General features: G+C 45.8%; 11 protein-coding genes. 1 reads left to right on the plus strand and 10 read right to left on the minus strand.

The features are described from left to right. The 8 genes from JKP82_RS07645 to JKP82_RS07680 form a co-directional block, all read right to left on the minus strand. Positions 1 to 360: a Rieske (2Fe-2S) protein gene (locus JKP82_RS07645; RefSeq protein ID WP_159530199.1), complete on the minus strand. Its 360-nt coding sequence runs from the start codon at positions 358 to 360 to the stop codon at positions 1 to 3. Then, a complete protein-coding gene (locus JKP82_RS07650; RefSeq protein WP_218396505.1) occupies positions 357 to 2,867 on the minus strand; it encodes an efflux RND transporter permease subunit in 2,511 nt (836 codons plus the stop codon). The genes JKP82_RS07645 and JKP82_RS07650 overlap by 4 nt, the downstream gene beginning before the upstream one ends. Then, positions 2,864 to 3,925 carry a WD40/YVTN/BNR-like repeat-containing protein gene (locus JKP82_RS07655; protein WP_159530203.1) on the minus strand — a complete coding sequence of 354 codons (1,062 nt, stop codon included), beginning with the start codon at positions 3,923 to 3,925 and terminating at the stop codon, positions 2,864 to 2,866. The genes JKP82_RS07650 and JKP82_RS07655 overlap by 4 nt, the downstream gene beginning before the upstream one ends. Then, on the minus strand, positions 3,922 to 5,088 hold the full coding sequence (locus tag JKP82_RS07660; protein WP_159530205.1) for an MFS transporter: 1,167 nt from the start codon (positions 5,086 to 5,088) through the stop codon (positions 3,922 to 3,924). Before JKP82_RS07660 ends, JKP82_RS07655 begins: the two co-directional genes overlap by 4 nt. Before the next feature lie 241 nt (positions 5,089 to 5,329). Further along, on the minus strand, positions 5,330 to 6,283 hold the full coding sequence (locus JKP82_RS07665; RefSeq protein WP_159530207.1) for a VOC family protein: 954 nt from the start codon (positions 6,281 to 6,283) through the stop codon (positions 5,330 to 5,332). 22 nt (positions 6,284 to 6,305) lie between these two features. Continuing rightward, positions 6,306 to 7,463, minus strand: coding sequence for an alpha/beta hydrolase family protein (locus JKP82_RS07670; RefSeq protein WP_159530209.1), 1,158 nt, complete (start codon positions 7,461 to 7,463; stop codon positions 6,306 to 6,308). A gap of 327 nt (positions 7,464 to 7,790) precedes the next feature. Continuing rightward, positions 7,791 to 9,152, minus strand: a complete 1,362-nt coding sequence (locus JKP82_RS07675) for a DUF1329 domain-containing protein (RefSeq protein ID WP_159530210.1) — start codon at positions 9,150 to 9,152, stop codon at positions 7,791 to 7,793. A gap of 15 nt (positions 9,153 to 9,167) precedes the next feature. Next, on the minus strand, positions 9,168 to 10,763 hold the full coding sequence (locus JKP82_RS07680) for a DUF1302 domain-containing protein (RefSeq protein WP_159530211.1): 1,596 nt from the start codon (positions 10,761 to 10,763) through the stop codon (positions 9,168 to 9,170). 147 nt (positions 10,764 to 10,910) lie between these two features. Here JKP82_RS07680 and JKP82_RS07685 point away from each other — a divergent pair, with 147 nt between their 5' ends. Next, positions 10,911 to 11,822, plus strand: coding sequence for a LysR family transcriptional regulator (locus tag JKP82_RS07685; protein ID WP_159530212.1), 912 nt, complete (start codon positions 10,911 to 10,913; stop codon positions 11,820 to 11,822). Positions 11,823 to 11,851: 29 nt separating this feature from the next. Here JKP82_RS07685 and JKP82_RS07690 read toward each other — a convergent pair whose 3' ends face one another. Both JKP82_RS07690 and JKP82_RS07695 read right to left on the minus strand, forming a co-directional pair. After that, positions 11,852 to 12,751, minus strand: a complete 900-nt coding sequence (locus tag JKP82_RS07690; protein ID WP_218396507.1) for a hydroxymethylglutaryl-CoA lyase — start codon at positions 12,749 to 12,751, stop codon at positions 11,852 to 11,854. Continuing rightward, positions 12,748 to 14,769, minus strand: coding sequence for an acetyl-CoA carboxylase biotin carboxylase subunit (locus tag JKP82_RS07695; RefSeq protein WP_218396509.1), 2,022 nt, complete (start codon positions 14,767 to 14,769; stop codon positions 12,748 to 12,750). Before JKP82_RS07695 ends, JKP82_RS07690 begins: the two co-directional genes overlap by 4 nt. Positions 14,770 to 14,774 lie beyond the last annotated feature (5 nt).

Here is a 14,774-nt window from a genome sequence, read left to right on the forward strand (position 1 = left end):
TCATGACTCCTTATTGTTTAGGTCTAAAAATGAAACAATGCCTTCAGAACTGACGAAGAGTTCAACTTTTTCTAATGTCTTAGCAAGACAGGGACCTTGAGTACAAAGCCCTGTGGTAGGGTCAAACAATGCACCGTGAGCAAAGCAGGTAAGGTGCGTTTTCTGAGTATTCAGATACTGATCCTTACGCCATGCCATCGGCGCTCCCTGTACATGCGGACACGCATTTTTCCAACCGTAAAGCTCACCGTTTTTTTTCACGATAAAAATGGCATCCTGCCCATTTTCGTTTTCTAGAAAACCTTTTGTGCTGTCATTCTCTAGGTCATCAACATGACATAGAGGAGAGAACTTATTCATAATGATGTTGATAGGGGCCGGTTGCTTGTATCAGACAGCGTCTTTTCTGATGACGCGTCTGCTATCGATTCAGCTTTCGTTGTTTGAGGTGGCGTCACATCTTGATCACGAGCCTCACTTACCTCCTGCTGGTTTGCATTGGCATAACTGGGCTTTAATAAAAAGTGTGCTAACGCAGGCAGCAAAATAAGCGCTCCTAACATGTTCCATAAGAACATGAAGGCCAGCAATAACCCCATATCGGCTTGGAATTTAATGGGACTAAGTACCCAAGTAATAACACCAATCGATAAGGTTATGCCTGTGAGCATGACCACTTTTCCAGTGAAATTAAGTGCTCTTAAGTAAGCCTTTGATAGGCTTGAACCTCGACGTAACTCCACCAGAGTAATGGATAAAATATACAAGGAGTAATCGATGCCAATACCTACTCCAAGGGCGATAACTGGCAAGGTAGCGACTTTTACGCCCATCTCAAGTTGAACCATTAGCGCTTCAGCTAACACTGAGGTCAGCATTAACGGAAGCACCGCCACCACGACGGCGCGCCATGAGCGAAAGGTAATAAAGGAGAGAATGATGACCGCCCCATAAACAAGGAAGAGCATGTTATACCAAGCTTCTTTAACCGTTATGTTGGTTGCTGCCTGAATACCAGCACTGCCTGCCGCTAATAGAAATTGGACATCATCAGTATTATTCTGCGCAGCGAATTGTTCGACGTGGGACACAATCCGGCTTAAGGTGTCAGCCTTGTGATCTTCAAGATAGGTATAAATAGTCAGTAAATTACAACTGTTGTTGTACAGCCCTCGGGGCGCACCAGCAGTGATATAATTTAACATTCTTTGGTTTTTTAAAAATTCATACCATTTTGGGTTGCCTTCGTTTAATCCAGCTAACACTCTGCGGGACAATAAGGGGAGTGAATTGGTGGATTCTACGCCCAGTAATTGGCGTAACTGCCATTCTAGCGCATCAATTTTATTCAGTGTTTGATACTGAGAACATTGACCATCCGGGGTTTTGACCATAATGGCTAATACATCACTTGAAGCGCCATAATGCTTATTCATGAAGGCAACGTCTTGATTGTATCGACTGTCTTTACGTAACTCTGGTGCGCCTTGGTCCAAATCCCCAATCTTTAAATAAGTACTGTGATAATAGCCGCCTGCCGCTAATATAAATCCACAAGTTAAGGCCGCGGTGGCCCATTTTCGTTGAGTAAATTTATCCAAAAGACGCCAAAATATGGGCGCTTTTTTGCTTTCATCGGACGTTATATCGTTAACGACACTGCGTTGTGCCGCCGAAGTGCTGACACCCACATAGGAAAGCAGGATAGGAAGTAGAATTAAATTGGTGAAGATCAGTACCGCCACACCTATGGAAGCGGCGATGGCCAGTTCTTGGATGACTTTGATATCAATCACTAATAGCACTGCAAAACCTACCGCATCAGCAAGTAAGGCGGTAAGACCCGCTAGAAACAGTCGTCTAAAGGTAAATCGAGCAGCGACAAGTTTGTCAAAACCTCGCCCTACATCCTGCATAATGCCATTCATTTTCTGCGCCCCGTGGCTCATACCGATCGCAAAGACTAAAAAAGGCACTAGGATGGAATAGGGATTAAGGTCATAACCTAGCGTTGGCAATATGCCCAACTGCCATACCACAGCCAATAAAGAAGCAAACACCACTAAGCCAGTGGAGCGAACGCAGCGGGTGTACCAAAATACCATTAATGTTGCGATGACCACAGCAACAACGAAAAACCAAATAACGGTTTGCACTCCCGCAATGAGGTCCCCCATCACTTTTGTGAAGCCCGTTATGTGAATGTCTAATCCTTTTTCTTGATACTTAGCACGTAGCTTCTCTAATTTTTCAGAGTAGCTTGCATAATCAAGAGGCTTGCCTGTTGCGTCTTGATTTAACAGCGGCATATAAATCACAGTCGATTCTTCGTCTGAGGCGATGAGTTGGCCTATTTGCCCAGAGCGAGCAACATTCGCTTTAAGCTGTTGTAGGCTTTCAGGAGAACCATCGTACCCTTCTGGAATAACTGGGCCGCCTTCTAAGCCTTCTTCGGTGATACCGATCCAGCGAGTAGAAGGTGTCCAAAGGGATTTCATTTGGACACGATCCACGCCTGGCATAAGGAAGACTTCATCGCTTAGTTGACGCAAGAGTTGAAGATAGTGGGCATCATAAATACTGCCACCAGGGTTGGCGACGGCAATTCTAAGCGCGTTGCCTAGCCCGGTCAGTTCTGTCTCATAATTAAGGTAATTTTTGATATAGCTTTGTTCTGTCGGAAGTGTTTTTTCAAAGCTTGCATTAATGGTCAGTTTGCTCGATTGCCATACAAGAATGACCGACAAAACGGTAAAAATCATCAACACAATCAATCTATGATTAAACAGTATTCTCTCAATCAGTTGCCCAGAGTTTGGGTCGAAAGGCGCTTTTTTAGTGTCGGAAACAGGGACTTCATACTTCATTTTGAGTTTCCTATGTGCACTGGAATGGAACCTTTGATACTAAGAGCAAGCAGATTACCTTTAGAGGTTTCTATTAGATGAGTTAGTGGCGGAAGTGGTTTGTGATTAATAGGAAGCAACTGGTCGTTTGCTAATGACAGTATCATGCCGGCTTGAGTTGACATAAACAGCTGTCCAGTTTTACTGATCAGCGAGGCGGTAATAGACGCAGGTAGCTGATCATTGATTTTTTCCCAAGAAGAACCCTTGTCATGAGAAACAAAAGCATTGCCTCGAAGGCCTGCAACAATCAAATCGTTATTTGGGAGTAACTCAGCAGTGAAAAAACTGCCTTCATATGGCGACTCTAGTGTCTTAAAGGTTTGTCCATTGTCCACGGATAATGCAATGAAGCCTTGTTCCCCCGCGATTAATACTTGATTGCCTTGTTTTCTGACGGCATAAAGGTGGTAACCGAAAAAGTTTTCGATGCGCCCCATCCAAGATTGCCACGTTTTTCCTGCGTCTTTTGTTTCAATGGCAAGGCCATAAGCACCGACGACCACCAAATGTTTTGGACCCAGTTGTAAAAGGTCCAAAAAGGGTTTGTCTGGGCCATCTGTCACGAAACGCTGCATCTCTTGAATCGTTTGCTTATCGCCGTCATCGATGGCTTCCGTGAGTAACTGCTTTGCTAAGGCTTGGCCATCTAACTTAACTTGCCAACTGTCACCACCATTGCTTGTTCCTAAGACAATGCCGCTGTGCCCAATCGCGTAACCGTTATTCTTATCGCTGAAGGCTATGCCAGTTAAGGTCACACTCACTGGAGAGGGGACCTGTTGCCAGCTTTCACCATTATCGTTAGAGCGGAGAATTAAGCCTCTTTCACCCACGGTAAAAAGAGAAGCGCCCGCGTAGGCGGCACCTAATAGAACAGAATGATCACCTAAATCGGATTGGGTCGCAGCGCGCTCCATTGCATCCTTTGTTGCCGCTTGGCTTTTGCTGATAGAGAAAATAAGTAAAAGCAGTAGTGCGATAGGATAGAAGCCTAATTTTCCACCTTGTCCCTTCATACTGTAGGCTCCGATTTAACCATTAGAGGAGCTTGGTGAAAAACACGCATAAAGCAAAACACAGAGAGACTGCCAAAACACAGTGCCGCAATACCGATACCATGATAGCCGGCAAGCTTGACAATGGTGCCGCCGAGAACCGGGCCGATTGCGGCGCCTATCATTAGTACTGCAGGTGTGGCGGCTAAAGCACGTCCAGAAGTATCCAATTTAGCTAACAAACCAAATACAAAGGTATGGGTAAACATGATGAGTGAGACAAAGACGATAGACGCGGCACCGAATAACACTAATGACGACGAATTCATAATAATATTGGCTAAGATCACCTGTATGACAGGGCCAAGGAAAAGTACTAAACGAGTCGAGATACGTTTTTCTGAGATACCAGCCATGACAGTAGCAAAAAGGTTAAATAGGGAAAGCGCCACTAGAATGAAGGTGATTTCTTGTGCGCTGAAGCCTCTCTCATTGGCAACACGTTCCATAAAGCTAAAGGTCATGGCCTGTGTCACCACCATTAAGCTAATGCCTATCATGCCGTACCAAACATTAGTGGGGATTTTTTTATGAGTTACGGTTTCGCTTTTCTCTAACTCTTGCTTGTCAAAATTGACTCTAGGGAAGGCTAGGGCACAGATTAAAGCGGCTAAGACCATTACTCCCGCAAAGATAATAAACAAGGAATGGCCACCTTTTAGCTGGATGATGTTTGGTGTAACGGCCATAAATGCCAAGCCTAACAAGCCGGATGCGAACCCAGTCATAGCGTATAATCTATGAGGGTTTTCTGCCCGTGCAACGGTGCCATGGGTCATGCTAAGCGCTGAACTTGCACAAGCACCGGCAATCAAGTGCAGTATGGCTAAATGCAAAAAGCCGGAAGTCTGTGAGGCAATAAAAAAACACACCCCCGCGGACAGATAACCAACCGTAGTCACCAGTTTGTGATTCATTTTTTTGAAACGCGGTGCAATTGATAGGCTTGCGCAAACAGCACCGATAAGAAAGAGAGTCACTAACGCGCCAGCTTGCTGAGCGTCATAATGATAAGCCGCTACTAACACGCCTATCCAGAGGGGTAACGCAACCAAATCAAGCATGCCTGCGCAGTTCGACGCCATGATAGCGACATTACCTTTTAAACCAAATCGCTGACTCATAACACGTCTCCTAAGTGGAAAATAATAGGTCGGCAAATTCTGGCTTTTACATTGCCAAAGCGTATCTGGTTTGTGATTCTTAGTATCAACATATTTTATCACCCACGTTATTTATTTTTATTCTGTGGTCGCGAAGGCTAAAGGCCGTTGTTATAGGCCGACCCCCTTGTTATTAAACAAGGGGGAATGGTGCTTCGTACCACGCTTTGTTAGGGAAGAACGACCCTTTTCTCTCGATCCTTTATTCATAATCACCGTTGTGGGGTGTGTCTGCCCCAGGCGCCCATTTCTCTCGATTTCGCATCAAAAAAGCCTGTGAAGCATCTGCTCCCATCGGTGAAACACGAGGCGTCCAATTTTTGTCGTGAAGATCCATGTCGGCGTCCATTTCAATATGGCAAGCAAACGGGCTGTTGAAATACCAGAACCAGTTTGAACCTAAAATATGACGACCTGGTCCCCAAAAGGCTTGATAACCTTTTTTGATAAAGCGCTCCCCATTTTGTATCAACTCAGTCGGGCCACTAAAATGGAAGGTAAAATGCTCAACACCTTGCATGAACGGCGGTGCACCAATTAAAAAATGAGTATGATGTTCTAAACTGCCGCTCGGTTGTAAAAACGGTCCTATGTCTTCAAAACGATCGGTACAGCGAAAGCCCAGTCGTTCAACATAAAAGGCTTCTGCTTTTTTAACATCTGGCACAAAATACACAATGTGAGACAGGCTTATCGGACGAATTTGTTCCGCATCGACGTCGACGCCCAGTTGGTTAACCGGTCTTTGAAATGGCGAGCCTGGAAGGTTTGAAATTTCGCCCACTAGGTTAATCTGCTTTTTCTTAGAGATTTGAAAGCCAATGGCGAAACCTGAGTCATCATGAGATTCGATAGACCCATCTGCTAAAGTTTCGACTGCACGGTCTTTACTGAGCTCAGCATACAGGTCGTCAAGACTTTGTTGGTCAGCGACGCCCATGACTGTTTTTCGCATCATACAGCCATTACCAACACTGGCTGGCAGACTCGGATCCTCTGTTTTAGCCAGAACAACGCCCGTGCCATCCAGCGCCTCAAAGCGCCCACCCTCATCAGTAACATCGACTGGAATGAGACCATAATCGGTTAAAAAGATGGCACAAGAAGGGATATCGTCTACCCCAAAAATAATGGTTTCTAAACCTACAACTTTCATATCTCTTTCCTCTAGTAAGTGGTTAGGCTGTATGACCACCAAGCGTTTCTGCCACCCAGTCGACTAAGTAGGCACCTGCATTGGCTGAGTTATCAAAGCTAGAGTGCTGTACACCACCTTCTCGAACAGTGAAAATTTTAAGTTCACGTTTAGGGCTATTGACGAGCTGCTCATAGGTTCGGTGCGCCCATTTAAGAGGGATCTGAGAATCTTTTTCACCATGGGTGACGAGGAATGGCACCTTGATTTGATCGAGTACACCATCAAGGTGGACGTTTTCAGAGATTTGCATAAATTCGTCCATGTCTTTTGCACCCCACACCCAACGTACATGATCCCAATAGTGCGGAACGGGAAAGTCACCTTCTTTTTCTAAGCGACGTTTTTGTACATCACGCCAATCATGGTTAGCTCCCCATACAAGGCCACAGGCAAATCTAGGTTCAAAAGCAACGGCTCTTGGGCAGTAATAACCACCGAGGGAAACCCCTTGTAAACCAATTCTTTTGGCATCAATGTCGTCACGTGTTTCTAACCAGTCGACAATTCGACTGGCCCAATGTTCACTGTCATAGCGGGCAGTAAATCCTTGTAGGCGTATGGCTTCGCCTGTACCTGGTTGGTCAACAATGAGAGAGGAAATGCCACGTTTTGCTAATAATTGAGGCACGCCTACGCGATAGATCATCTCTTTAATAGAATCTAGGCCATTGACTTGAACGAGAATGGGCGCTTTGCCTTCGACGCCTTCGGCGCGAACATATAAGGCGGATATGTGTTTACCCTCATAAGGAATCTCAACGCGTTCACAGTTTTCTTTCGCTAAGGTCGTTCCCTTAGCGAAGACTTTTAAAAAGTGTTTGTAAAGGGTTAGTCGACTTTCGCTTCCAAGGCCTTGCAAGCGTTCAGCTGTGCCATAATAGGTTGCTGCTCGAGCATATTTGTCACCAGCAGATAACAATCGACCCTTGTCTTCGTCTTCTTTTGCCAAATCACACAGCTTATCCGCCATGCGTTCCCAGCTTTCTCTAAAGGCTATTGAACCCGCTTCGTCTTTAGCTTTAGCCGCTTCTTTTAGCGGTGCGCACATTTCTTCAATTTCCCCTATACGAGCCCCCATTTCTAGTGCCAGGTTGATCGAAAGGTCCCATGGATAATTGCTCGGAAAATAACGAAACATAAGTTCTCCAATTTTTTTATTTCAGCTTAATAGTACGTTTAAATTGTTTAAGGAAGGTGCGAAAAAGTCTTCTGATAGACACGAAGGGCGTAGGCTAAGCTCTCTTTATTGTTTGTTAAGTTTGTTGCCAATATACTTATATTGGACGGCGAAACTTGCCTCGACTAAAAGAGAGTTATTACCACGCTGAAGCCAGTGAACTTGTTCGTACTTTCCTTAATAACTTGATAGATAAAATGCAGTTTGCCCCAAGTCAATAAGGTAACCTAAAGGGGAGTAAGGCTACTCACTCCTCAAGGCAAACCGTTCAACTCAATTTACTTCTAGTTACCTCATACCTTGTCGCGCGATACCTTGACCTGTAAAGGTACTGGTAGGAAAACGCTTTCTTGGACGATAATGAAATGCTTTATCGTTCATCACGTTAGCCGCGTAACCTTCCCCTGACAGTAGGTTATAAAAGCCGAATGTCTGAGGGATGGTGCCTGGGAATTCCGGCATAATGTAATTGAAACCCCAAAGTGTTTTCCATAATTGTCCTTTTGAATCCCAGCGATCGCCCAACATGGCTTGCCAAGTATCTTCATCAAGATAATATCGGCTACGTGCGGCTTGATGGCGTTTACCTTTCGCTACAGTTGCTTCAACCACCCATACTCGGTGTAGCTCCCAGCGAACCGCATCTGGATTTAAATGATTTCCAGTAAAGATGTCTTTGTCTGGGTATTGCAAAAAATGATTCTGGTTATAAGGCAGGAAAATTTCTTTTTTACCTAATAACTTCCAATCAAAGGTTTCGGTACGTCCAGAAAATACACCGATTTCATCAAAGGACATCAAGCCAGCGGTAGCAGGCGTTGGTGTATCACAGCAAGGATTGGCGAGTTTTCTTACTCGGCGTTGGCCAGCTAAGTAAACGTACGACTTGGTTTTCGAGGAATTGAGATTGGTTTGTCCACCTATCAGTGCCCCAGCTCGAATTGGCGGACCATAATTTTCAAGCAAAATCTGCTCAAAGTAGCCATTGAAGTCTTCACTTGAGCCATCTTTAAAATAATAGGGGACTTGGCGTTTTATAAAGCCATCGGTAGTCAGTACCACCTTGCCACTTGACGTAATTTGATATTGGTTGAATGCGGCTTCCCAGCTAACGCCACGCCAAGATAATCTGTGATTATTAATGGCTTCTAGACCATTTTTAGCGAGAGGGAATGGGGTGCCACCATAAGCATCAATCAGTTTATGCCCCTCAGACTTTGCTTTGAGTGCATTTTGCATCGTAAAGTCATAGACCCACTGTGGTGCTATCGCCGTTCTGTGCGTAGGATAGACATCTAAACGATAGGTATCCGGGTACTTAGTAAGCATCGCCTTGACGCCATCTGTTAGATGTTCACTGTATTGCGCCATATTTTGTGCAGTGACGGAATACAGAGGCATTTCATCTTTAAATGGATCTAATCGCTTTCCTCCTAGAATTTCCCCAGGGATAGGTTTGTTAAATCCTCCTGTCCAAGCTGGAATCGTGCCTGCACTGTTGCCTGCTTTTTCACCGCCGAGAGGGGTTAAATCCTGGCCTAAACGTGCCGCTTCTTCTGGGCTGACCGCGGCCAAGCTTAGTGAAGCAAAACCGCCCAACAGTACTAAGGCGAAAAGAACGTTCAAACGATGTTTTATGTTTTTATACATTTCGTTCTCCAAAACTTAAAAGGTGGTGTTAATAGAAGCTGCAAGGAAGTCTCGATCTTTCAACGTTTGCTTATATTGCGCATAATTGTTGTCATCGAGGAAGTTGCCTTCTTCACCTAAGAATTTGGTGTAGCTTAAGGACATATTCCACCGATCTAGATAGACAGCTTTAATGCCGACATTGACATCACCGCCCCCATCAACCCCAAAGGCGCCTACTGCAGATGATTTCCCCAAAGTGTGGCCAAAGCCAACGGATGGAGATATATCAAGGCCATCAAAAGCTTGACGGTAAGTTGGGCTATACACCATTCTCAAACCGACCGCAGAGCGTTCAGCATTGGGGTTTAGCATACTTTCGTTTTTGGTGGTTTTAACTCGAGTATTCCAAGCAATTTCGCCCATAAAACTGGCTTCTTTAGAGATAAAACTTGGCCCTAGACTTGCCATCCAAGAGAACTGAGCATGGGCTGTTTCACCGACCGCATAACCTGGATTATCATTGTTGTCGTATTGCACGCCCGTTGCTGTGATTATTTGCCCCTTACTTTGTAGAGGGGCATTACGGCGATAAGATACTTCCATTGCCAGACCCCAAACGCCAACGCTTTTCGCCATACTGGCACCGTAAGCTTCGATGCCTTCGGCGTAGGCAAATTTGAATTGCTCAGGAAAACCACTAGGTGCAACCATATACTGGTTACTGGCGCTATAAGCATTGTAGCGAATGGCATACAAGCCAAAATCTGCATCTAGATCATTAACGGTCCAACGCAATTGCAGACCATATTGCCCGGAACCACTGGCTTCCTCATCTTCGGTTTTTTCAATGGTGCTTGTACCAGCCAATAAGACATCTGAACCAACGGCGTCACCACTGGACAAGTAGGAACCTACAGGTGGAATACGTGACGCTTCCCATTCATAGCCGATATAGGCGCCAATGGTTGCTTCATCACTGATTGGTATGTCGACCGACAGTTTGCCCGTTGGTCGAACGGTTTCTTTGAATGTGGAGTTGGGAACAGATAGCAGTTTAACCACGTCATTAGGCGCTTGTCCGCCTGCAATACCATTAGATCCGAAGAATAAACTCTCACCCCATAAGAGGGAGTGACGACCTAAACGAACGGTTCCTTCCATCCCATTCATAACGGGAAAATAAGCATAGACAAAGGCATCCAGTATTTCAGCATTATAACCCATGATTTTTTGGGTGTTATCAGAAAATTCGCTGGCAGGTGTGTTATTAGCGGTACTGCTGGTGTTGTCGGTAGAACCGTTATAGACGTCGTCGTACCAAGCGGCAGCACTCACTCGAAAGCCAATGTTTTTATAGGCGCCATCCAGTTCACTGAACAAATCAAGCCGGTTGGAAACCAGCCCTTTATCAAAGTTATTGTTACCGTCGTTTTGGTTTGCGCTGTTTGTCAGGGCAGGTGATGCGTCTTCTAAGCGAAGCGCTGTACTGTATTTAACCGTATTGTCTAGGCTGAGCCTAAAATCAGAGCTGCCGGTATCGATTTTGAAGCCATAGGCGGTTGACGTACTGGAAATAATGGCGACAGCCACAGACGTAAGCCGAAATGACGCGGAGTTAAATCTACTCATTTGTTCTTCCTCTTGTTGAAGGCATTATTTTTATCGTTAAGAACAAGTTCACTATAAGCCAGCTCTATCATTCACAAGAGCCCTTTAAATTGAATTGATGATTCGATACTATCGAATGATTAAGATGATAAAGAAGGGTAGATCCCCATGCGTTTTAAAAAGCTTGATTTGAATTTGCTGGTGGCATTAGACACCTTGCTGACGGAGCAAAGCATTACCAAAGGGGCAGAGAAACTGAATATGAGTCCCTCGGCACTGAGCAATTCTTTATCTAGGTTGAGAGAGTATTTTAATGATGACTTGCTGGCACAAGTGGGTCGAAAAATGCTGATTACACCGTTTGGTGAGAACTTAAAAGTGCATGTACGCAATGCCTTGAACAACATAGAAAGCACGATTCTGATTCAGCCTACGTTTGAGCCACAGAACACAGATAGAATTTTTAGCATCTTTTGTTCCGACTATACGCAAACCGTTTTTATTCCCTACTTACTTGAGGTGGTAGGGCAGCACAAATGCACAGCACGTTTTGAGTTTTTAGCGCAAATCGACTCCCCTCATGAGCAATTAGAACGCGGTGAAGCAGACTTATTAATCATTCCTTCCGATTTTGTTTCGAAGGAGCATCCCAACGATGTTTTGTATGAAGAAGAGTTTGCTTGTGTTGTATGGCAGCATAGTGAGCTGGCAAAAGGCGAATTGACTAAGCAAAAATATGCTGAGGCAGGTCATGTAGTGATGCGCCTAGGTGGTATGAAAAAAGGCTTTTTTGAACTGTCTTTTGCGAACCAACACAATATAGAGCGTCGTATTGCGGCGACTACCTTCAGTTTTGCCTCCTTGCCCGCTTTAGTCATTGGCACTGACAATATTGCTACGATCCACGCTAGGTTAGCGCATAAGATGGCCCAAGCATGGCCGATAAAAATTCACCCTCTGCCATTTGATATTCCAGTCTTAAAACAATGTGCCCAGTGGCACCAGTATCGCCACAAAGACGAAGGGCTTATTTGGCTACGAAATATCTTTCAAGAGGCGGCACAAAACATGGGATCCTAAAGGATGCTATGTCAGTCTTATAAGCATCGTTATTGCTGAGAAAGGGCGTGAGCTACTTTAGACGCATTGTTCCGCCCAAGAGCAGAGCTGATAAATTGACCCGCTTCGATCAGTTTTCCTAGATTCACCTTATGCTCAATACCTAAACCATTGAGTAGATAGAGAAGGTCTTCTGTCGCCACGTTCCCAGACGCACCTTTGGCGTAGGGACAGCCGCCTAATCCAGCCACGGACGCATCGACCACGGAGATACCACGCAATAGGGCGGCATAGATATTGGCCAACGCTTGCCCATAAGTATCGTGCATATGCATCGCCAGCTTGTCTGTTGGGGTATTGATTAAAACTTCATCCAACAAGCGTTCAACGGCAGCTGGAGTGCCCACGCCTATGGTGTCGCCAAGGGAGACTTCGTAGCAGCCCATTGCGAGTAATTGTTCTGTCACGTCTGCGACCTTACTGGGGGCAATATCGCCTTCATAGGGGCAGCCTAAAACACAGGACACATAACCGCGCACCGCTACTTTTTGCTCGTTGGCGGCGGCGATCAGTGGTTCAAACCGCTGTAAACTTTCGGCTATCGAGCAATTAATGTTTTTTTGAGAAAAAGCTTCTGAAGCAGCGGCAAAAATAGCTACCTCAGAAGCCTTTACGTCCATTGCCCGTTGGAAGCCTTTTAGATTGGGCGTTAAGGCCGCATAGGTAATATCGGGCAGCCGTTCTATGCCGCTAAATACTTGTTCGCTGTCGGCCATCTGGGGAATCCACTTAGGGTTAACAAAGCTGCCTGTTTCAATATAGCCTAAACCACTTTCAGCGAGCTTTTTAACCAGTGCAATCTTGGTTTCAGTTGAGATGATCTGCGACTCATTTTGCAAACCATCTCTTGGGCCGACTTCAACGATTTTGACCCTTTTAGGTAAGCTCATAGGGCGGTCTCTGCCTCCGTATTAAAGGACATAAGTTGCGCACCACCGTCGACCAAATCACCAGCGGTGAAATAGAATTCTTCTACGTAACCGTCGGCTGGCGCACGAATACTGTGCTCCATTTTCATTGCTTCCATGACGAGTAATAGGCTGTCTTTGCTAACCTTCTCACCGGCTTTGACGGCCAGTTCAACCACTGTGCCGTTCATGGGTGCCGCTAGCGCGCCTTGTGGCTGGCTGGCATCCTCCATGCCTAAATCGACTTCCGGCAAGGTGAATTCAAGCCTTCCTTGCTGAGTAAATAGCATCCCTTTGTTATCCTGGAGCGACACGGTTGCTGTTTGTCGGTGTCCTTCAATGTGAGCGATAAGCTCGTGTTCAAACCGTTCCCCAGCGACAAAATAGTCTTGTCCGTCATATTGAATCCTGTAGCCATCAAGTGTATCTCGCGTGGTGGCTTGGACTTTGAGATGATGAGGCTCGTCATCGATCAATAGCGTGATGTGTTGGCAATGAACTAAATTCATGCGCCAGTCATGTGTTTCCAACCAAGGTGAACGGTTATCGACAGAAGAATGAGCGTCGCCAGAATGGTACTGACTTTCTTTCAGGAGCATAAATAATGTGGCGAGTAGTAAATGCTTTGTCTGGTCATGTTCATCGGGCTTGAAGATCTCCTGCTCATGGCGCTCGATGAATCGCGTGTCCAGATCAGCATGGGCAAACGCATCGACACTGGCCAACTTGTAGAGAAAAGGTAGGTTGGTTTTCATGCCTGCAATTTGGTAGTCACGTAGGGACTGGCGTAAGCGTTGTAACGCCGTTTCTCTGTCTTCATCCCAAACGATGAGTTTGGCAATCATGGGGTCATAGTAAACGCTGACCTCATCGCCTTGTCGAACGCCGGTATCCACTCGAACATTATCGTTACTGGCTGGGGGGCGTAGCAAATGCAGTTGACCGGTAACGGGTAAGAAATCCTTATCGGGGTCTTCAGCGTATACCCGAGCTTCAAATGCATGCCCATGAATCGTTAATTGCTCTTGTCGGCAGGGTAATGTTTGTCCCGCGGCGACACGCAGTTGCCATTCTACTAAATCTTGCCCCGTAATCATTTCGGTAACAGGGTGCTCCACTTGTAAGCGAGTATTCATCTCCATAAAGTAAAAGCGGCCATCATGATCAAGCAAGAATTCCACTGTACCAGCGCCTTGATAATCAATCGCTTGGGCTGCTCTGACTGCGGCTTCACCCATTTGTTGGCGTAAAGAATCTGACATGCCGGGAGCAGGAGCTTCTTCAATAACTTTCTGGTGACGGCGCTGTAATGAGCAATCGCGCTCAAATAAATAAACGGCATTGTGGTGTTGATCACAAAAAACTTGAATTTCCACATGACGAGGCTCGGTCAAGTATTTCTCCACTAACATGGTGTCGTCACCAAAACCATTCATCGCCTCGCGTTTAGCGGCCGCTAAAGCTTCATCAAAATCCTCGGCTTGCCAAACTTGGCGCATGCCTTTACCACCACCTCCGGCGGCGGCTTTTAGCAGTACGGGGTAGCCCATTTGTTCCGAACTTGCTCTAAGTAACTCTGGGTCTTGATCCGCGCCATGATAACCCGGTACTAATGGTACATCGGCTTTTCCCATGATGTCTTTGGCAGCCGATTTTGACCCCATGGCTTCGATCGCACCAACAGGCGGGCCGATAAAGACTAGGTTGTTGTCTTGGCAAGCTCGACAAAAATCGGCATTTTCACTTAAGAAACCATAACCCGGATGAATGGCTTGAGCTCCGGTTTGTTTTGCCGCTGCAATGACTTTTTCTATGACGAGGTACGATTCGCGAGAAGGGGCATGACCTATGTGTACGGCTTCATCTGCCATCTCAACATGGAGGGCGTGACGGTCAGCATCAGAATACACAGCAACAGTACGAATGCCCATTTTTCGAGCGGTTTTTATCACTCGGCAGGCGATTTCGCCTCGATTAGCAATGAGTATTTTGTCAAACATCTTGG

Source organism: Alteromonas lipotrueae (genome assembly GCF_019249215.1).
GTDB classification, from domain to species: Bacteria; Pseudomonadota; Gammaproteobacteria; order Enterobacterales; family Alteromonadaceae; genus Alteromonas; species Alteromonas lipotrueae.